Source organism: Nonomuraea sp. NPDC001831, assembly GCF_042892035.1.
In the GTDB taxonomy this organism is placed as follows: domain Bacteria; phylum Actinomycetota; class Actinomycetes; order Streptosporangiales; family Streptosporangiaceae; genus Nonomuraea.
Genome location: NZ_JBIATU010000008.1, coordinates 290,847 through 310,445 on the forward strand (window position 1 = coordinate 290,847; position 19,599 = coordinate 310,445).

16 protein-coding genes are annotated in these 19,599 nt (G+C 72.4%); 7 read left to right on the plus strand and 9 right to left on the minus strand.

The window, feature by feature from the left end; all coding sequences use genetic code 11:
- Window positions 1–15 precede the first annotated feature (15 nt).
- Window positions 16–954: an anti-sigma factor RsbA family regulatory protein gene (locus ACFYYW_RS26655; RefSeq protein ID WP_387652427.1), complete on the minus strand. Its 939-nt coding sequence runs from the start codon at window positions 952–954 to the stop codon at window positions 16–18.
- A gap of 266 nt (window positions 955–1,220) precedes the next feature.
- Between ACFYYW_RS26655 and ACFYYW_RS26660 the strand changes: the two genes are divergently transcribed.
- A complete protein-coding gene (locus tag ACFYYW_RS26660; RefSeq protein ID WP_387652429.1) occupies window positions 1,221–2,408 on the plus strand; it encodes an RtcB family protein in 1,188 nt (395 codons plus the stop codon).
- 52 nt (window positions 2,409–2,460) lie between these two features.
- Here the strand turns inward: ACFYYW_RS26660 and ACFYYW_RS26665 are convergent, their stop codons facing one another.
- The gene (locus ACFYYW_RS26665) at window positions 2,461–2,850 is read right to left on the minus strand and encodes a VOC family protein (RefSeq protein ID WP_387652431.1); all 390 of its coding nucleotides are present in this window, start codon (window positions 2,848–2,850) and stop codon (window positions 2,461–2,463) included.
- A gap of 200 nt (window positions 2,851–3,050) precedes the next feature.
- Between ACFYYW_RS26665 and ACFYYW_RS26670 the strand changes: the two genes are divergently transcribed.
- A complete protein-coding gene (locus tag ACFYYW_RS26670) occupies window positions 3,051–3,470 on the plus strand; it encodes a spore-associated protein A (RefSeq protein WP_352324146.1) in 420 nt (139 codons plus the stop codon).
- 56 nt (window positions 3,471–3,526) lie between these two features.
- Here ACFYYW_RS26670 and ACFYYW_RS26675 read toward each other — a convergent pair whose 3' ends face one another.
- The 5 genes from ACFYYW_RS26675 to ACFYYW_RS26695 are packed head-to-tail and all read right to left on the minus strand — an operon-like array spanning window position 3,527 to window position 10,537.
- Window positions 3,527–4,147, minus strand: a complete 621-nt coding sequence (locus tag ACFYYW_RS26675) for a phosphotransferase (RefSeq protein ID WP_387652433.1) — start codon at window positions 4,145–4,147, stop codon at window positions 3,527–3,529.
- Between the two features lie 48 nt (window positions 4,148–4,195).
- Window positions 4,196–4,876 carry a respiratory nitrate reductase subunit gamma gene (narI, locus tag ACFYYW_RS26680; protein WP_387652435.1) on the minus strand — a complete coding sequence of 227 codons (681 nt, stop codon included), beginning with the start codon at window positions 4,874–4,876 and terminating at the stop codon, window positions 4,196–4,198.
- Window positions 4,873–5,427 (minus strand): nitrate reductase molybdenum cofactor assembly chaperone, encoded by a 555-nt coding sequence (gene narJ / locus ACFYYW_RS26685; RefSeq protein WP_387652437.1) that lies wholly within the window; start codon window positions 5,425–5,427, stop codon window positions 4,873–4,875. The genes narI and narJ overlap by 4 nt, the downstream gene beginning before the upstream one ends.
- On the minus strand, window positions 5,424–7,025 hold the full coding sequence (gene narH / locus ACFYYW_RS26690; RefSeq protein WP_387652439.1) for a nitrate reductase subunit beta: 1,602 nt from the start codon (window positions 7,023–7,025) through the stop codon (window positions 5,424–5,426). The genes narJ and narH overlap by 4 nt, the downstream gene beginning before the upstream one ends.
- Complete coding sequence (locus tag ACFYYW_RS26695; protein ID WP_387652441.1) at window positions 7,025–10,537, minus strand: nitrate reductase subunit alpha; 3,513 nt, start codon at window positions 10,535–10,537, stop codon at window positions 7,025–7,027. The genes narH and ACFYYW_RS26695 overlap by 1 nt, the downstream gene beginning before the upstream one ends.
- 45 nt (window positions 10,538–10,582) lie before the next feature.
- Here ACFYYW_RS26695 and ACFYYW_RS26700 point away from each other — a divergent pair, with 45 nt between their 5' ends.
- From ACFYYW_RS26700 to ACFYYW_RS26710, 3 genes are read left to right on the plus strand one after another with little or no spacing between them, the layout of a single operon-like run.
- Window positions 10,583–11,758 carry a nitrate/nitrite transporter gene (locus tag ACFYYW_RS26700; protein WP_387652443.1) on the plus strand — a complete coding sequence of 392 codons (1,176 nt, stop codon included), beginning with the start codon at window positions 10,583–10,585 and terminating at the stop codon, window positions 11,756–11,758.
- Between the two features lie 55 nt (window positions 11,759–11,813).
- Window positions 11,814–13,502 carry an ABC transporter ATP-binding protein gene (locus ACFYYW_RS26705; protein ID WP_387652445.1) on the plus strand — a complete coding sequence of 563 codons (1,689 nt, stop codon included), beginning with the start codon at window positions 11,814–11,816 and terminating at the stop codon, window positions 13,500–13,502.
- Between the two features lie 2 nt (window positions 13,503–13,504).
- The gene (locus ACFYYW_RS26710) at window positions 13,505–15,259 is read left to right on the plus strand and encodes an ABC transporter ATP-binding protein (RefSeq protein WP_387652447.1); all 1,755 of its coding nucleotides are present in this window, start codon (window positions 13,505–13,507) and stop codon (window positions 15,257–15,259) included.
- Here the strand turns inward: ACFYYW_RS26710 and ACFYYW_RS26715 are convergent.
- The gene (locus tag ACFYYW_RS26715; RefSeq protein WP_387652449.1) at window positions 15,256–16,131 is read right to left on the minus strand and encodes an MBL fold metallo-hydrolase; all 876 of its coding nucleotides are present in this window, start codon (window positions 16,129–16,131) and stop codon (window positions 15,256–15,258) included. The two genes, ACFYYW_RS26710 and ACFYYW_RS26715, sit on opposite strands and share 4 nt — an antisense overlap.
- Window positions 16,132–16,195: 64 nt before the next feature.
- On the opposite strand from ACFYYW_RS26715, the gene ACFYYW_RS26720 reads away from it, so the two are divergent.
- On the plus strand, window positions 16,196–16,624 hold the full coding sequence (locus ACFYYW_RS26720) for a MarR family winged helix-turn-helix transcriptional regulator (RefSeq protein WP_387652451.1): 429 nt from the start codon (window positions 16,196–16,198) through the stop codon (window positions 16,622–16,624).
- 48 nt (window positions 16,625–16,672) lie between these two features.
- Window positions 16,673–17,536, plus strand: coding sequence for a hypothetical protein (locus ACFYYW_RS26725; RefSeq protein WP_387652453.1), 864 nt, complete (start codon window positions 16,673–16,675; stop codon window positions 17,534–17,536).
- Here ACFYYW_RS26725 and ACFYYW_RS26730 read toward each other — a convergent pair.
- Window positions 17,533–19,599 (minus strand): prolyl oligopeptidase family serine peptidase, encoded by a 2,067-nt coding sequence (locus ACFYYW_RS26730; RefSeq protein ID WP_387652455.1) that lies wholly within the window; start codon window positions 19,597–19,599, stop codon window positions 17,533–17,535. The genes ACFYYW_RS26725 and ACFYYW_RS26730 overlap by 4 nt on opposite strands.

Sequence of the window (19,599 nt, forward strand, 5' to 3'; positions counted from 1 at the left end):
CGGCGGCCCGCGCCGTCAGTCGCGCAGCAGGTGCAGGCGGAAGCGGGTCCCGGCCGGCTCCGAGCGCACCTGGAGCAGGTCGCAGAGCTGGCGCACCACCCACAGGCCGTGCCCGCGCAGTGCGGTCGGGGCGGGCGGCAGGTAGCCGGGCAGGACGGCCGTCAGCTTGCCCGGGTCGGTCACGTCGCACACGACGGCGTTCCCGTCGGTCCAGATCGCGAGGTCGCCGTGCCCGCCGCCGTGCTCGACGGCGTTGGCGGCGACCTCGTTGACGGTCAGCAGCAGGCGGTCGGTCAGGGCGCGGGACAGGCCGAGCCGTTCGGCGGTCGCCCGCACGTGCCGGCGCACGCGGTGCAGGTCGCCGTCGAAGCGCAGCCCGGTGACCCCGGGCGGCGGAGGCGGCAGCGGGTCGTGGTCGGAGGCGAAGCTGAAGGACTCGGGCTCGACGTAATCGGTGCTGGCACGGGGGCCGTCACCGGTCAGCAGCCCCGGATGGGTCCGGCGGGCGCCGCCGACGACCCGGTCCGGCACCGCGCGCGTGTCGAAGGCGCAGACCATCCAGGCCGCGCGGGCGGCGAAGGCGGCGTTGACCACCGACTCGTACCGGGTCCACTCGGCCTCCTCGGCCGGGGTGCGGCCGTGCCAGACGGGCTCGCCGATCACCCTGGCCCGGGGATGGGCGTCGAGGTAGCGGCCGTAGGCGGCCAGGGTGCGGCCGGGGGCGTCGTACCAGCCGCCGGCCTCGGCGAACTCGACGTCGCCCGCGTCGCCGCCGAGGGCCCGCGTGAGCAGGTCGATGGTGGCGGCCGTGGTCACCACGAGCACCCTGTCGCGCGCGGCCAGCCCGTCGCGGCAGAAGGGCACGGCGGCGGCCAGGAAGCCGGCGTCGCTGGAGTAGACGAGCGCCTGGTGGACCAGCGGCTGCTCGTCCGGCTGGTCGGCGACGGCGATCATGTGCGCCCCGTTTTCTCCGCGACGGCGAGCTGGCGCCCGGCCACGATCGGTTGGAGGGGTCGGGCCGTTCTCAACGGTATATCTCCCGGGTGCGCGCATACAGGGTGTATGTCGGCACACCACGGTCACCATAGCCAATGAAGCGCGGACCCGGCCCGGCCTTGCCAAGATCTCCGGTCGCGGTGGCCGTGCTAATTCGGTTGCAGGGGGTATGTCGTGTCTGGCCAGATAGATCATGTTCTTTCAGGCGGACGGGAGGAGGCGACATGGCGTACAACGAGGTGAGCGGGACCAGGCATCCGCTGCGGATGTGGGCGGAGCCGGAGACGGTCGACCCGCAGGCGATGCAGCAGCTGCGGAACGTGGCCAACCTGCCCTGGGTCCATGGCGTCGCCGTCATGCCCGACGTGCACCACGGCAAGGGGGCGACGGTCGGGTCGGTCATCGCGATGAAGGACGCGGTGTCGCCGGCGGCCGTCGGGGTGGACATCGGCTGCGGGATGACCGCCGTCAAGACGTCGTACAAGGCCTCGCAGCTTCCCGACAACCTGGCCTACCTGCGGGGGAAGCTGGAGCAGGCGGTCCCCGTCGGCTTCCAGCACCACAAGCGGCCCGTCGATCCCGCCAAGGTGCACGGGATGCGGACGGCCGGGTGGGCGGAGTTCTGGCGCGAGTTCGACGACCTTGCCCCGGCCGTCCACGCCCGCCGCGAGCGGGCCGAGGCGCAGATGGGCACGCTGGGCGGCGGCAACCACTTCCTGGAGGTGTGCGCCGACGACGAGGGCTGGGTGTGGGTGGTCCTGCACTCGGGGTCGCGCAACATCGGCAAGGAACTGGCCGAGCACCACATCGGGGTGGCCCGCGGCCTGTCACACAACCAGGGCCTGGTGGACCGGGACCTGGCGGTGTTCCTCGGCCACACCCCGGAGATGGACGCCTACCGCCGCGACCTGTACTGGGCCCAGGACTACGCGCGCCGCAACCGGGCGCTGATGATGGGCCTGGTCTGCGACGTCCTGCGCCGCCACCTGCCGGGCATCGGCTTCGACCAGCCCATCTCCTGCCACCACAACTACGTGGCCGAGGAGCGCTACGACGGGGTGGACGTGCTCGTCACCCGTAAGGGGGCGATCCGGGCGGGCAGCGGGGACCTGGGGATCATCCCGGGCTCGATGGCCACCGGCACGTACATCGTGAAGGGGCTGGGGAACCCGCGGGCGTTCAACTCGGCCTCGCACGGGGCCGGGCGGAAGATGAGCAGGACCAAGGCCAAGAAGACGTTCACGGTCAAGGACCTGGAGGAGCAGACGTTCGGGGTCGAGTGCCGCAAGGACCCCGGGGTGATCGACGAGATCCCGGGGGCGTACAAGGACCTGGAGTCGGTGATGGCCGCGCAGCGGGACCTGGTGGAGGTCGTGGCGCACCTGCGGCAGCTCATCTCCATCAAGGGCTGAGGCCCGCACGGCCCCGGGACGGGCCGTGCGGGGCGCGGTCACGCGGGACGGCTCAGGGGTGCGGGGCCGTCCCGGCGCGCTCGGCGGCGCTGCGCAGGACGCAGAACTCGTTGCCCTCGGGGTCGGCGAGCACCGCCCAGCCCGTGCCGTCCGGCTCGCGCAGGTCGGCGATCAGCGTGGCGCCCCGGCGCACCAGGCGCTCGACCTCCTCGTCGCGCGTGGAGTCGGGGCGCAGGCACAGGTGCAGCCGGTTCTTGGCCGCCTTCGGCTCCGGCACCTTGTTGAAGTGCAGGATCGGGCCCTCCTTCAGCATCACCCGCACCTCCTCGTCGCCCGGGCGGTCCTCCGGGTGGACGGGACAGCCGGTCACCTCGCTCCAGAACCGGGCGAGCTCGTACGGATCCGCGCAGTCGATCGCGACATTCTGCAATACCGACACCATGGCTGGGATCCTGCCCCAAAGCAGCCCGCATGTCGCCGGAGACCCGCCCGCACCGGGGTGGCCGTCCTCCGGCCGGGCCGGAAGGCCGTGTATTACGGGGAACCGAAATCGCATTTGTGTGTTGTTCGCCTGCCGTTCGCCTTCTTGATCACTTGCTGCGCGAAGCTGACGGACGTTCAGGAGCGACAGTAAGGATGAACATGCGCACGATCACCAAGACGCTCTTCGCCGCGGGCGTGCTCGCCTGCGGTCTGGCCGGCGCCCTGCCCGCACAGGCCGCCGTCGCCGCCGTGGACCCGGCCGGCGTGTGCGGGTCCGGGTTCCGCGTCATCGACTCGCACCCGTTCAAGTCCGGCAGCACGGCGCTGGGCACGATCTACCTGTCCTACAACTCCGGCACCGGCAAGAACTGCGTGGTGACGGTCAACAAGACGCCGTACACGCGATGGATGCGGGCGACGCTGAGCGTGCAGGGCGGCGCGACCAAGACCGACGCCGGTGAGTTCAAGTCGTACGCGGGGCCGGTGATCCTGTCGGCCGTGAACACCTGCGTCAAGTGGGGCGGCGCCTGGGACGAGTCGCCGTACGTGTGGACCAGCGGCTGGAGCCACTGCGGCTGATCCCGGTCGAGGACGTCCGGGCCTCGCCCCCCGGGGCTCGGGCATCGCGCGACGCGTCAGGCGCTCCAGGCGGCGGTGAGGTCGAGGCGTTCGCGCCACAACTTCTCGCCGCCCCCGCCCGGCTCCCACCGGCCGCAGAACTCCAGCAGGTCGCGGCAGCGCGCCACCATCGACGCCTGCCGCTCGGCCCAGGACGGCACCGGCCCGCCGTAGGCGTCGAAGAAGCGCGGCAGCAGGGGCACGTGCTCGGGGTGGTGGCTGCGGACGATCCACTCGCACCAGGCGAGGTCCTCCACCGGCCGGCCCGGATGGGCCCACTCCCAGTCGAGGATCGCGGTGGTCTCGAACGTGGCGGGGTCGAACAGCAGGTTCTGGGGACCGTAGTCGCCGTGCACGATGCCGAGGCGGTGGATGCGGGCCAGGACCCGGCCGCACTCGGCCAGCACCTCGGCGGCGCGGCCCTCGTCCAGCAGGTCCTGGCCGTGGGCGCCGGCCACGAAGCGGGTGGTCAGGCTCGTGGCGGTGATCTGGTGCACGCGCGGCACCGGCAGCCGGCCGCGCAGCCGGCGCAGGTATCTGCTCTCCGTGCCCAGCCTGAAGGCGGCCTCCGGGCCCTGGTAACACTTGACGACCAGAGCGCCGTCGCCGACCGTGCTGTTGGTGTACCCGTGCTCCACAGCCAACGATTCTGACGCACCCGCCCCCGTTCCGGGCGGCGCGGCGCGCTATCGGGACCGGGCCCGATACACGATGTAAGGGCGGAACAAATAGGTGATCGGCGCCGAAAGGGCGTGCACGAGGCGGCTGAACGGGAAAAGCACGAACAACGCCATCCCGATCACGGTGTGCACCTTGTAAAGGACGCTCGCGTGCCCCATCGCGGTGGCGTCCGGGGCGAGCACGAAGATGCCGCGGAACCAGGGGGCGACGGTCGTGCGGTAGCTCACCTCGCTCGGCACGAACCCCGCCACCGTCGTCACCACCCCGGCCGCGATCGCCGCGGCGAGCACCACGTACATGGTCTTGTCGTTCTTCGTCGTGGCCAGGAAGACGGGCCCGTTCGTGCGGCGGCGGTAGACCAGCAGGGCCAGCGCCACCAGCGTGGCCAGCCCGGCCAGGCCGCCCCAGATCAGGGCGTTGGCGTGGTACGCCTCGTTCGACACGCCGATCGCGTCCGTCCAGGAGAGCGGGACGAGCAGGCCGGTCACGTGCCCGATGATCACGAAGATCAGGCCGTAGTGGAACACCGGGCTGGCCACGCGCAGCAGCGGGCTCTCGTAGAGCTGCGACGACCGGGTGGTCCAGCCGAACTTGTCGTAGCGGTACCGCCAGATCAGGCCGCCGATGAAGATCACCAGGGTGACGTACGGCGTGACCACCCACAACATGCTCTCGCCCCAGCTCACCGGTACCCTCCCACGGTCTCGGCCGGCGGCCCCCCGGCGGCCAGGCGGTGCGCGGCGGCGCGTTCGGCGGCCGTGGGCGGCGGCAGCGCCGCGCACACCACCCCGATCACCTCCGCGTACGGCGAGCCCAGCTCGGTCAGGGCGGACAGCAGCAGATCGAGCCCGACGCGATGCTCCCTCAGCAGCGCCACGCCGGACGGGTCGAGCGCCGCGAACTCCAGCACGACCGGCAGGAAGTCGGGCAGCTCGTCGTCCATCAGCTCCCAGCCGGCCACGCGGTAACGCTGCTTGAGCGCGGCCAGGGACGCGCCGCGGCGGCGGGTGTCGCCGTCGGTGTAGTAGGTCAGGTAGAGGCAGCAGCGCCGGTGCAGGTCGAACGTGTCGACGTAGTGCGCGGCCAGGTCGCCCGCGTCCAGGTCCGCGATCCGCGCCAGGAACGCCGCGAAGTGCGGCTCGGCGGCCTGCCTGATCAGCGGCAGGCGGCGGTGGAAACGTTCGTCGGGGTAGGCGAGCAGGTGCGCGGCGGCCTGCCAGATCACGGCCTTGTTCATGATTTCCCCTTTTTCGGGGGGAAGAGTCCTGCTGGGACGCCCCGGCCGTCCCAGTTGAGGAGGTTCACCCGGTCGTGGGTGATCTCGTCGCTGGTCTGGCGGTCCTTGAGCCCGTGGAAGGACTCGACGGAGACCGGCAGCGGCCTGCCCGACGCCTCCCCGAAGGGGGCCTGCATGCCGGGGCCGCCGTAGTAGTCGAGGCTGCAGCCGGCCTCCTCGACCACGCCGGGCACGTTGCCGTACGCGGTCGGGATCACGTACCGCTCCTCGTACTTGGCCAGGGCCAGCAGGCGGTACATGGCCCTGATGTCGTCCTCGGTCAGGCCGGTGTCCGGCAGGACCGGCTCCTGCCCCAGGTTGACCCCCCGCATGTACGAGCGCATCGCGGCCAGCCGGCGCAGCGCGGCCGTCACCGGCACGGGATCGCCCGCGGTGAACAGCTCGGCCAGGTACTCCACGGGGATGCGCAGCGACTCGATGGCGGCGAACAGGTTGTCCGCGTCCTCGCCGTCGTGCCCGGTGTTCGCCAGGGCGTCCACGACGGGGGAGAGCGGCGGGACGTACCAGACCATCGGCAACGTCCGGTACTCCGGGTGCAAGGGGAGCGCTATGCGATATTTCATGATCAGGTCGTAGACCGGGGATCTGCGGGCCGCCTCGATCCAGTCGGCCGGCAGCCCCGCCGTGGCCACGGCCGGATCGTCGGGGTCGACGAAGACGCCGAGCTGGGCCTCGTACAGGTCACGCTCGTCGGCCACCGAGGCGGCCTGGCTCACCCGGTCGGCGTCGTAGAGCAGCACCCCGAGGTAGCGCAGGCGGCCCACGCAGGTCTCCGAGCACACCGTCGGCAGCCCCACCTCGACCCGCGGATAGCAGAACGTGCACTTCTCGGCCTTGCCGGTCCGGTGGTTGAAGTAGACCTTCTTGTACGGGCACCCCGTCACGCACATCCGCCAGCCCCGGCAGCTGTCCTGGTCCACCAGGACGATCCCGTCCTCGGCCCGCTTGTACATGGCCCCCGACGGGCACGAGGCCACGCAGGACGGGTTCAGGCAGTGCTCGCAGATGCGCGGCAGGTAGAACATGAACGCCTGCTCGAAGTCCAGCCTGACCTGCTCCGACACCTTGCCCAGCACCGGGTCGGGGGACGGGTCGCCGCCCAGGTTGTCGTCCCAGTTGGCGCTCCAGCGGATCTTCATGGGCTCGTTGCTGATCAGCGACCTCGGCGGCGCCACCGGGACGTCGTCGGAGAGCGGGGCGCGGGTCAGGTTCTCGTAGTCGTAGGTCCAGGGCTCGTAGTAGTCCTGGATGGAGGGCATGAGCGGGTTGGCGAAGATGGTGGCCAGCTTGCGGAAGCGGCCTCCGGCGCGGAGTGTCAGGCGGCCCCTGCGGTCGAGCTTCCAGCCGCCCCGCCAGCGTTCCTGGTCCTCGTACCGGCGGGGGTAGCCCTGGCCGGGGCGGGTCTCGACGTTGTTGAACCAGACGTACTCGACGCCGGGACGGTTCGTCCAGGTCTGTTTGCAGGTGACGGAACAGGTGTGACAGCCGATGCACTTGTCCAGGTTCATCACCATGGCGATCTGAGCCATGATCTTCATCAGTAGCGCACCTCCTGCGACCTGCGGCGAATGGTGGTGACCTCGTCCCGCTGGTTGCCCGTGGGGCCGAGGTAGTTGAAGGCGTACGAGAGCTGGGCGTAGCCGCCGATCATGTGCGTAGGCTTGATCAGTACCCTGGTCAGTGCGTTGTGGATGCCGCCGCGGCGGCCGGTCTCCTCCGACTTCGGCACGTCGATCAGCCGGTCCTGGGCGTGGAACATGTAGACCGTGCCCTTCGGCATGCGGTGGGACACGATGGCCCGGGCCACCACGACGCCGTTGCGGTTGACCGCCTCGATCCAGTCGTTGTCGGCGATGCCGAGCCGGGTCGCGTCCTCGGTGGACATCCAGATGGTCGGGCCGCCGCGCGACAGCGACAACATGAGCAGGTTGTCCTGGTACTCGGAGTGGATCGACCATTTGGAGTGCGGGGTCAGGTAGCGCAGGGTGGCGCTCTCGCCGAAGAGCTCGGCCATGTCCAGCGGCGGCCGGTAGACCGGCAGGGCCTCGCCGTACTCGTGCATCCAGTCGTGGTCGAGGAAGAAGTGCATGCGGCCGGTGAGCGTGTGCCAGGGCTTGCCGTTCTCGACGTTGATCGTGAACGGCGAGTAGCGGCGGTCGTGCGCCTCCTTGCCCGACCACTCCGGGCTGGCCGCGACGTGCGTGGGCCGGGCCTGCGTGTCGGCGAAGACGATGCGGTGGCCCTCGTCCATCAGGTCGTCGAAGCTGCGGCCGGTGCGCCGGGCGAGCTGGCGGAAACCCTGGGCGGCCAGCCTGCCGTTGCTCACCCCGGACAGCGCGAGGATCGTCTCGCACGCCTTGGCGTCGGTGTCCAGCTCGGGACGGCCCTTCGCCACGCCGCGCGGCACCAGGCCGCAGCGCTGGCCGAGCCAGGCGACCTCCTCGTCCGGCATGAAGGTCACGCCCTTGACCTGGAGGCCGAGCCGCTCGGTGAGCGGGCCGAGCGCGGCCAGCTGCTCCGCGACCGCGCCGTAGTCGCGCTCGACCACCTTCAGCGTCGGCTCCGGCGCGCCGGGCGCGCGCCCGCCCGGCTGCCCGGTCTCGCCCGGCGTGTCGTGCTGGTACGGGACCACCACGACGTCCCTGCGCACCCCCAGCCGCTCCTTGGCCAGCGCGCTGAAGGCCCTGGCGATGGCGTGGAAGGCGGCGAAGTCCGTCCTGGTCTCCCAGGGCGGCGAGATGGCCGGGTTGAACGCGTGCACGAACGGGTGCATGTCCGTCGAGGACAGGTCGTACTTCTCGTACCAGGTGGCGGCGGGCAGCACGATGTCGGAGTAGACCGTCGAGGACGTCATCCGGAAGTCGAGCGTGAGCAGCAGATCCAGCTTGCCCCTCGGCGCCTCGGGGTCGGGGTGTTCCAGGTTGGACGTGGCGCCGAGCAGGTGGTGCAGGAAGTACTCGTTGCCCTTGGCCGACGAGCCGAGCAGGTTCGACCGCCACAGGGTCAGCACCCGCGGCCAGTTGGCCGGGTCGTCGGGGTCCTCGGCGGCGTGCCGGAGCCTGCCCTGCCGCAGCTCCTCCAGCGTGTACGCCACGGGGTCCTCGTGCTCGCCCAGCTCCAGCGGGTTGCGGTCGAAGGCGGGCGACATCGGCATCCAGCCGTTGCGCACGGCCTCGGCCACCAGGTCGGCCGTGTGCCTGCCGCGGAACGCGCCGGGGCCGAGCGGCGAGGTCAGCGCGCCGGCGTCGAACCGGTCGTACCGCCACTGGTCGGTGTGCAGGTACCAGTACGGCGTGCCGGGCGCCTGCCGCGGCGGGCGCGACCAGTCGAGCGCGCCGGCCAGCACCGCCCAGCCGCTCTGCGGGCGGCACTTCTCCTGGCCGACGTAGTGGGCCCAGCCGCCGCCGTTGCGCCCCTGGCAGCCGGTCAGCAGCAGCAGCGACAGGAACGCCCGGTAGATGGTGTCGCCGTGGAACCACTGGGTGGCGCCCGCGCCCATGATGATCATGCAGCGGCCGCGGGTGGTCTCCGCCGTCCTGGCGAACTCGCGGGTGATCTTGACCACCCGCTCGGCCGGGACGCCGGTGACCGGCTCCTGCCAGCCCGGCGTGTACGGCTCGGCCGCGTCGTCGTACCCGCCCGGCCAGACGCCCGGCAGGCCCGGCCTGGGGACGCCGTACTGGGCGAGCAGCAGGTCGAACACCGTCGTCACCAGCCGTCCGCCGACGCGGGCGACCGGCACGCCCCGGCGCAGGGCGCCCTCGCCGTCGAAGCGCGGCAGCAGGAGCTGGACGCACTCGCCGCCGTACAGGGTGAGCTTCGGGTCGACGTCCAGGTCGAGGTTCCAGCGGCCCTCGCCGGAGTCGGTCCAGCGGAAGCCGACCGAGCCGTTCGGGACCACCGGCTCGCCGGACGCGGCCATGAGCACGGTCTTCCACTCGGCCGCCTCCTCCGCCGAGCCCAGGTCCTTGGCCGTGAGGAACTTGTCCGGCACGTACGCGTCCTCGTGCTCGCGCAGCGTGACCAGGAAGGGCAGGTCGGTGCAGCGCTTGACGTAGCCGGTGAAGTAGGGCACCTCGCGGTCGACGAAGAACTCCTTGAGCAGCACGTGGCCCATGGCCATGGCCAGGGCGCCGTCCGTGCCGGGACGCACGCTCAGGAACTCGTCGGCGAACTTGGCCGCGTCGCTGTAGTCGGGCGAGACCACCACGACCTTCTGGCCCCGGTAGCGCGCCTCGGCCATCCAGTGGGCGTCCGGCGTGCGGGTGACCGGGACGTTGGAGCCCCACATCATCAGGTACGCGGCGTCCCACCAGTCGGCCGACTCCGGGACGTCGGTCTGGTCGCCGAACACCTGCGGCGAGGCCACCGGCAGGTCGGCGTACCAGTCGTAGAAGGAGAGCATCGTGCCGCCGATCAGCGACACGAACCGGGAGCCGACGGCGTGGGAGACCATCGACATCGCCGGGATGGGGGAGAACCCCGCGACCCGGTCCGGCCCGTACGCCTGGATGGTGTGCACGTGCGCCGCGGCGATCATCTCGACGGCCAGGTCCCAGCTCACCCGGACGAGCCCGCCCCGGCCGCGCGCGCCCTGGTAGCTCGCCCGCTTCTCCGGATCGGTGGTGACCTCGGCCCAGGCGGCCACCGGGTCGCCCAGCCGCTCCCGCGCCTCCAGGTAGAGCTGCACCAGCACGCCCCGCGCGTACGGGTAGCGGATCCGCGTCGGCGAGTAGGTGTACCAGGAGAACGCCGCCCCGCGCGGGCAGCCGCGCGGCTCGTACTCCGGCCGGTCGGGGCCCACGCCCGGATAGTCGGTCTCCTGCGTCTCCCAGGTGATGATGCCGTCCTTGACGAACACCTTCCACGAGCACGAACCGGTGCAGTTCACGCCGTGCGTCGAGCGCACCACCTTGTCGTGGCTCCACCGGTCGCGGTAGAAGGCGTCGCCTTCCGTGCCGCCTTTCAGATAGAGAGTCCGCAGGTCACCGCTGGTGGCCGATCTGCGGAGGAACCGACCGGTCTTCAGCAGGAGATCCTCGGCGCTCATACCCCCACTTCATCACAGAAGGTGACCCTCTGTTACACAGGGTGTATGTCTGTGCTTCGTAAAGGTCAGGTGCGGAACCTGGCGCTGGCCACGGCGGCCTTCGCCGTGACGTTCTGGGCCTGGAACCTCATCGGCCCCCTGTCGGGCAGTTACAGCAGGCAGCTGCACCTGTCCGCGACACAGACCTCGCTGCTGGTCGCGATCCCGGTGCTGGTCGGCTCGCTCGGGCGCATCCCGGTGGGCGTGCTGGCCGACCGGCTCGGCGGGCGGCGCATGTTCGCGGTCATCTGCTTCGTGTCGATCGTGCCCGTCCTGTTCGTGGGCTGGTCCGAGTCGTACGGGTGGCTGCTGTTCTGGGGGTTCCTGCTGGGCGTCCCCGGCACGTCGTTCGCCATCGGCATCCCGTTCGTCAACGCCTGGTACGAGCCCGCCCGCAGAGGGTTCGCCACCGGCGTGTTCGGCGCCGGCATGGGCGGCACCGCGCTGTCGGCGTTCTTCACCCCCCGCCTGGTGGAGGAGTTCGGCCGGTTCGCGACCCACCTCCTCATGGCCGCGGTGCTCGCCCTGATGGGCGTGATCATGATCGGCGGCAGCCGCGACTCGCCCGCCTGGTCGCCCGCCACCGCCCCGGCCCTGCCCAGGATGCGCGAGGCGACGAAGCTCAGGGCCACCTGGCAGTGCGCCTTCCTGTACGCCGTCACCTTCGGCGGGTTCGTGGCGTTCTCGACGTACCTGCCGACCCTGCTGCAGAACGTCTACCACTTCGCCCAGACGGGCGCCGGGCTGCGCACGGCCGGCTTCTCGATCGCCGCCGTCGCCGCCCGGCCGATCGGCGGCACGTTGTCCGACCGGATCGGGCCGGTCAGGGTGCTGCTCATCTCGCTGGCCGGGACGGTCGTGATGGCGGTCGCGCTGTCGTTCCGGCCGCCCGCCGAGGTGCCCGCCGGGGCCTGCTTCGTGCTCATCGCCTTCTTCCTCGGGCTCGGCACGGGCGGCGTCTTCGCCCTGGTGGCCGAGCTCGTCGAGGCGTCGAAGGTCGGGACGGTGACGGGGCTCGTGGGCGCGGCCGGCGGGCTCGGCGGGTACTTCCCGCCGCTGGTGATGGGGGCCGTCTACGGCGCGTCCGGGTCGTACACCGTGGGCTACCTGCTGCTCGCGCTGACCGCCCTGGTCACGTTGCTCTACACCGTGCGCACGTTCCGGCACGTGCCCGATCGTTAGCCAGGCGAAAAACCGTTTGCCGGGCCGGGCGCCGGCTTGTCAACCTTGTCAGGTCATGCGCTCCCTTCCTGAGGCCGATCCCGGCCTGCCCGACATCCGCAGCCCGCTCCGCTACCTGTGGTGGAACGCGCGGCGTCAGTCGCGTTCCCTGCTGGCGGGCATCGGCTTCGCCACCCTGTGGTGGCTGGTGCAGGCGCTCGTGCCCGCGGTGCTCGGCAAGGGCATCGACGCGGTCACCGCCAAGGACACCCGCGCGCTGCTGACCTGGGCGTCGATCCTGCTCGGGCTGGGGCTGCTGCAGGCGTTCACCGGGATCATGCGGCACCGGATGGCGGTGTTCAACTGGTTGTCGGCGGCCTACCGCACCGTCCAGGTGACCGCGCGGCAGGCCGCCAGGCTCGGGGCCACGCTGCCCAAGAAGGTCTCGACCGGCGAGGTCGTCAGCGTCGGCAACTCCGACATCGCCCACATCGGCAGCTCCATGGACATCCTGCTGCGCGGCACCGGGTCCGTGGTGGCCATCGTCGCGGTCACCGTCATCCTGCTGACGACGTCGGTCCCGCTCGGGCTGCTCGTGCTGTTCGGCGTGCCGCTCATGGCGGTCGCCGTCTCGCCGCTGCTCAAGCCGCTGCACCGGCGGCAGAAGCGGCAGCGCGAGCTGACCGGCGAGCTGTCCACCAGGGCCGCCGACATCGTGGCCGGCCTGCGGGTGCTCCGCGGCATCGGCGGCGAGCAGGTGTTCGCCGGCCGCTACGGCGAGGAGTCCCAGCGCGTGCGGCACGCCGGAGTGGGCGTGGCCCGGGTCGAGTCGCTGCTCGAAGGCGCCCAGATCCTGCTGCCCGGCCTGCTCATCGCGGTCGTCACCGGCATCGGCGCCACGTTCGCGGTCGGCGGCGAGATCAGCACCGGCGACCTCGTCGCGCTCTACGGCTACGCCGCCTTCCTCATCGGCCCGCTGCGCACCTTGACCGAGGCCGCTGACAAGCTCACCAAGGGCCACGTCGCGGCCCGCCGCGTCATCCGCATCCTGGCGATCGAGCCCGAGGTCGCCGGCGGCACCGAGACCAGCGCCGGCGGCGTGCTGCGCGACTGCTACAGCGGCGTCACCCTCCAGCCCGGCACGCTCACCGCGGTCGCGGCCGACGCGCCCGAGGAGGCCGCCGCCATCGCCGACCGCCTCGGCCGGTACGCGCCGGGCGACGTCACCTTCGGCGCCGTCGAGCTGGCCGCGCTGCCCATGGCCGAGATCCGCGCGCGCATCCTGGTCGCCGGCAACGACGCCCGCCTGTTCACCGGCACGCTCAGGAACGAGCTCGACGTCCGCGACGCGGCCACCGACGAGGACGTGCGCGCGGCCCTGCACGCCGCCTGCGCCGAGGACATCGTCGAGGCGCTGCCCGACGGCCTCGACGCCCAGGTGTCCGAGGCCGGGCGCGAGTTCTCCGGCGGCCAGCAGCAGCGGCTGCGCCTGGCGCGGGCCCTGGTCGCCGACCCCGAGGTGCTCATCCTGGTCGAGCCCACCAGCGCCGTCGACGCCCACAGCGAGGCCCGCATCGCCGAGCGGCTGGCCAAGGCGCGCGCCGGCCGCACCACCATGATCTGCACGACCAGCCCGCTGGTGCTCGACCGGGCCGACCACGTGGTCTACGTGGCCGACGGCCGGGTGCTGGCCGAGGGGACACACCGGCACCTGCTGGACGCGTCCCCCGAGTACGCCGCGACCGTGACCCGAGGGGAGGGCTGACCGTGGCCCGCGAGATCCTGCCGGTCGCCGACCGGAGACAGGTGCGCGCCTACGCGCGCAGGCTGACGCTGAAGTACCCGCGGCAGCTCATCGTCGCCCTGGCCCTGCACGGCCTGGCCGCCGTCGCCGGGCTCGTCGTGCCGTGGCAGCTCGGCAGCCTGGTCCAGACCGTCCAGGACGGCGGCGAGGTCGACGGGCTGCTCGTGGCCGTCGTCATCGGGGCGTTCCTGTTCCTCCAGGGCCTGCTGGTCCGCTTCGCCGTGCTGGCCTCGGCCAGGCTGGGCGAGAAGGTGCTGGCCGAGCTGCGCGAGGAGTTCGTCGACCGGGTGCTCGGCCTGCCGCTGTCCACGGTCGAGCGGGCGGGCGCCGGCGACCTGATCACCCGTACCTCCCGCGACGTCGACTCGTTGTCCAGGACCGTCCGGCACGCCGTGCCGGAGACGCTCATCGCGCTGGTCACCTTCGTGATCACCATGGGCGCGCTGGTGCTGGTCAGCCCGCAGCTCATGCTGCCGATGCTGGTCGCCGGCCCGCTGATCTGGTTCGCGACCCGCTGGTACCTCAAGCGGGCGCGCGACGGCTACCTGCGCGAGAACGCCGCGTACGCCGACATGACCGAGGGCCTGGCCGAGACCGTCGAGGGCGCGCGGGCCGTGGAGGCGCTCGGCCTCCAGGAACGCCGGCGCGAGCGCACCGACGGCGACATCCGCCGCTCCTACGCCGCCGAGCGCTACACCCTGGGCCTGCGGACGCTCTGGTTCCCCGCGGTCGAGCTCGGCTACGTCATCCCGGTGGTCTCCACGCTCCTGGTCGGCGGCCTGTTCTACACCAACGACTGGGTGACGGTCCAGCAGGTCACCGCCGCCCTGGTCTACGCCCAGCAGCTCATCGACCCGCTCGACCGCTTCCTCATGTGGATCGACGAGCTCCAGGTGGGCGGCGCGGCCATGGCCCGGCTGCTCGGCGTGGCCAACGTGCCCGACGACCGCCGGCCCACCGCCGCCCGCCCGGCCGGCGAGCTGCTGCGCGCCGACGACGTCAGGTACGCCTACCGCGAGGGCCGCGACGTGCTGCACGGCGTGTCGCTGACCGTCGAGCCGGGCGAGCGGCTGGCCATGGTCGGCCCGTCGGGGGCCGGCAAGTCCACGCTCGGGCGGCTGCTGGCCGGCATCCACGGGCCGCGCACCGGCGAGGTCAGCGTGGGCGGCGTGCCGCTGGTCGACCTGCCGCTCGACGACCTGCGCGGGCACGTCGCGCTGGTCACCCAGGAGCACCACGTGTTCAAGGGCACCGTCCGCGACAACCTGCTGATCGCCCGCCCCGGCGCGGACGACGCGGCGGTGCGCGCGGCGCTGGCCGCCGTCGACGCGCTCGACTGGGTGCAGACGCTGCCCGAGGGGCTGGAGACCGAGGTCGGGTCCGGCGGCACCGCCGTGCCGCCCGCGCAGGCCCAGCAGCTCGCGCTGGCCCGGCTGGTCCTGGCCGACCCGCACACGCTGGTGCTCGACGAGGCCACCTCGCTGATCGATCCGCGGGCCGCGCGCCACCTGGAACGCTCGCTGGCCGCCGTCCTGGAGGGCCGTACGGTGATCGCCATCGCCCACCGGCTCTACACCGCGCACGACGCCGACCGGGTGGCCGTCGTGGAGGACGGCCGGATCACCGAGCTGGGCCCGCACGAGGAGCTGGTCGCCGAGGGCGGCTCGTACGCGGCCCTGTGGGCGAGCTGGCACGGCACCCCCGCCGCCACTCCCTAGGCCACGGGCTCCCAGACCGGTCCTTCGGCCGTGTCCCGCGCGCGGCCGAAGACCACGTCGGCGAAGTGGATGCCGAAGCCGATCGTGTCCGGCCGCAGCAGCTCCTCGACCAGCCGCCGCCGGTGCACGGTCGACTCCACGCGGTCCAGGTCGGAGCCGGCCGGCCACTCGGGACGGCGCACCTGCACGGGGGAGTGCAGGGCGTCGCCGAAGGCCAGCAGCCGCTGCCCCCCCGAGGTGATCGTGTAGGCGGTGTGCCCGGCGGTGTGACCGGGCGCGAACGTGGCCCGCACGCCGGGGAAGATCTCCTCGCCGTCGCCGAACGTCCTGACCCGGGGGGCCATGGCCGTCAGGGCCTCCTCCGGCGTGCCGAAGTCGAGCGTCCGGTGGCGCTCGGCCCATTCGGGCTCGGCGAACAGGTACTCGGCGGACGGGAACGCGGGCCCGCCGGCGGCCGGGTGCCAGGCCCAGCCGATGTGGTCGATGTGCAGGTGGGTGAAGGCCACCGCTTCGACGTCCTCGGGACGGCGGCCCAGCCGGGCGAGGTTGTCCAGCAGGTCGCCGCCGCGCAGCTCGCCGATCAGCGGGTCGGCCGGGTCGTCCGGCTGGTGCACGGGGCCCACCCCCGCGTCGATCAGCAGGGCCCGCTCGCCCGCCTCCACCAGCAGGCCGCCGATGCCGGCCACGAGGTTGCCGGTCTCGTCCAGGTGGTCGGCGTGCTCGGCCCAGTCGCGCTCGGTCGTGCCCGGCAGCCAGCCGTACGGCTTGAGCCGCACGCTCCCGTCGGGCACGAACGTGACCTTGAGGTCGCCCACCTGCAGCGAGCGAAGGGTGGACGGGCGGCGCAGGCGAAGGCTCTCAGATGTGCTCATGGCGGAAACTTATAGCTAGAACCTTTCAAGTTGCAAACATCCAAGCTTGAGGTAGTTTTGCGGTATGACAACGTCCGAAGCCGAAGCGCGGGCCGCGGCCGAGCGGAACCTCTGCGGCCTGGTGGGCGCGCTCGCCAGGCAGATCGAGGGGCACGTCAGGGAACGCGCGGCCGCGCTCGACCTCACCGCCGCCCAGGCGGTGGCGCTGCGCGAGCTGACCGGCCCGATGACCATGAGCGACCTGGCGGGGCGCATGGGCTGCGAGCCCTCCAACGCCACGTTCGTCATCGACCGGCTGGAACAGCAGGGCGTCGTGGAGCGCCGCCCGCATCCCAGCGACCGGCGGGCCAAGCTGCTCATGCTCACCCAGGAGGGCGCCGGCCTGCGGGAGCGCCTGCTGGGCCTGCTGACCGAGGGCTCGCCGCTGGCCGCGCTCACGCCCGACGAGCAGTCCGTGCTCCAGGGCCTGCTGGAGCGGGCGGCGCCGCGGTAGCGCCGGCGGGGGTTGCGATGATCGTCCGGCGCTGTCAGCATCGTCGGAGTGAGCACCTGGCAGCGCGCCTGGGAAGGCGTGCTCGGACTCCTCGCCCTGCTGGGCCTGGCACTCGTCCTGATCACTACGGTCAGTGACCGCCTGCTCGACATCCTCGCCCACGCCGGGCAGCTCGGCCTGATCGTCATGGGGTTCGGCCTGTCGCTGCGCACCGGCACGCCCAATCTCGCCGTGGGCGCGGTCGCCGCCGCGAGCGGCGCCTTCGTGGCGTCCACGGCGGGCGCCGGGCTGCCGCTGCCGCTGGCGATGCTGCTCGCGCTCGTGCTCGCCGGGCTCCTGGGGGCCGCCATGAGCATGTTCACGATGCTGCTGACGGCCCCGGCCTGGGCCGTCACGCTCGGCGCCGCCGTCGTGTGCGAGGCCGTGGCCATCGCGCTGCTCGGCGACGGGACGATCCCGCTGGAGACCGCCGCGCTCTATCCCGGCCCGCTGGGGTTCGCCGTGTTCGCGGTCGTCTCGATCGCCGGCGGCCTGCTGTGGAACCGGCAGGAGGTGCGCAAGGAGCTCGGCGCCGGATGGCCCGGCGCGGTGCTCGGCCTCGCCGGGTCGAGCATGCTTGCCGCCGCGGGCGGCATCGCGCTGCTCCTGCGCCTCGGCGCGGCGCCCCAGGGCGACCAGGGGCTCTACAGCACCGTGTTCGCGCTCGCCGCCGTCCTCCTGGGCGGCACCAGTCCGTACGGCGAGCGCGCCGGCGTGGCGGGCACCGTGCTCGGCGTGCTGATCCTGGCCGTGGCGCAGGGCCTGCTCGCCTACCTCGGCGCCCCCCTGTGGGTGTTCCTGCTGGTCATGGGGCTGGTCGTGCTGATCGGCCTGGGCGCGTCGAGACTGCTCGACGCCCTGCGGACCGCCTAGCCCAGCGCCTTCTTCAGGAAGTCGACCTGGAGCAGGAGCAGGTTCTCGGCCACGACCTCCTGGGGCGTCATGTGCGTCACGCCCGACAGCGGCAGCACGCTGTGCTGGCGGCCGGCCGCGAGCAGCGCCGAGGACAGGCGCAGCGTGTGGGCGGCCACCACGTTGTCGTCGGCCAGGCCGTGGACCAGGAGCAGCGGGCGTTCGAGCTTGGGCGCGTCGGCGAACAGCGAGGAGTTGTCGTAGACCTCGGGCTGCTCGTCGGGGTGGCCCAGGTAGCGCTCGGTGTAGCAGGTGTCGTACAGCCGCCAGTCGGTCACCGGCGCGCCGGCCACCGCCGCGTGGAAGACGTCGGGACGCCGCAACACGGCGAGCGCGGCCAGGAAGCCGCCGAACGACCAGCCGCGGATGGCCACCCTCGACAGGTCGAGGTCGTCGGGGTACTGCTCGGCCACGCCCTGCAGGGCGTCGATCTGGTCCTCCAGCGCCGGGGTCGCCAGGTCGCCCAGCACCGCCCGCTCGAACGCCGGACCGCGGCCCGGCGTGCCGCGGCCGTCGGCCACGATCACGGCGAAGCCCTGCTCGGCGAACCACTGGCTCTCCAGGAACGCGCCGCGCCGGTTGAGCACCCGCTGCGCGTGCGGGCCGCCGTACGGGTCCATCAGGACCGGCAGCCGGCCCGAGCCCTGCTCGTACCAGGACGGCAGCACCACGGCCGTGGCCAGCTCCCGGCGGCCCGAACGCCCCAGCGACACCCGCAGGTCGAGCCCCGGACGCTCGGCGTACGACGGGATCGGGACCGCCATGCCGTCGCGCCGCACCACCGTGGTCGAGACGCCCTCGGCGTCGAGACTCTGCTCCGACAACACGCCGACGCCGCCGGACATCCGCCCCGAGAACACCCCGGACCGGGTCGAGACCGGCAGCAGCGAGTGGCCGTCCCAGGTCCACAGGTGGATGTCGGTCGGGTCGCCGCCGCTGGCGCTGAACAACACGCTGTCGTGGTCGACGTCGAGCACCGACCGCACCTGGAGGGTGGGCGGCGTGACCGCGCGGTCGCCGACGAACAGCCGGTGGCCGCCCTCCGACGTGGCCACCCACACCAGCGAGCCGTCGTCGAGGTGCGCCGGCACGCCGGTGACGATGTCCACCCAGGCCGGGTCGGTGTCCTCGCGGACCAGCGTGGACACGCCGGTCGCCGGATCGACGGAGAACAGCCGCAGCGTCTTCTGGTCGCGCGTCATCGTCACGATCGACAGCGCGTGGTCGTCCCAGGCGGCCGTCGTGAGGTACTCCTCCTCGAACGGCACCGCCACCCGCGACCCGTCGAGCCCGAGCACGAACAGCTCGGTGCGGGCGTTGGGCGTGCCGGCCGCCGGGTAACGCTGGGCGACGGCCGGACGGGAGGGGTTGGCCGGGTCGGCGATGTACCAGGTGCCGACCGGCTCCTCGTCGGCCCGCTCGACCAGCAGCGCGTCGCCCGACGGCGACCACCAGTAGCCGCGCATGCGGTCCATCTCCTCGGCGGCGATGAACTCGGCCAGGCCGTAGGTGACGGTCGGCGACTCCGGCGTGGCGAGCACCTCGCCGCGCCCCGAGTCGAGGTCCTGGACGTGCAGGGCGCCGCCGGTGACGTAGGCGACCTGCCGCCCGTCGGGGGACAGCCGGGGGTCGATGACCGCGCCCGGCGTCTCCAACTTGCGGGTCTCGCCGCTGCCCAGCTCGACGACGTAGAGAGCGCCGGACAGGGCGAAGGCCGCCCTGGTCAGCGCGGCGTCGGCGCCGTAGGCCACCACGCCGCCGGCCGCCTCGCGGCTGCGCTCGCGCCGCGCGCGCTCCTCCGGCGGCAGGTCCTCGTCGTCGGCGTGGAGGGTGCGGGGATCGACCACCAGGCGTTCGACGTGGGTTTCGGTGTCGAGCTCCCACAGGCAGGTGACCGGGTCGGTGCCGGACCTCGTCCGCAGGAAGACCACTCGTCCGCCGTCGGGGGAGATCGTGAACCCCCTGGGCACTCCCAGGGTGAACCGGCGGGTCCGTGCCGACAGTCGCGGGAAGCTCTCACTCAT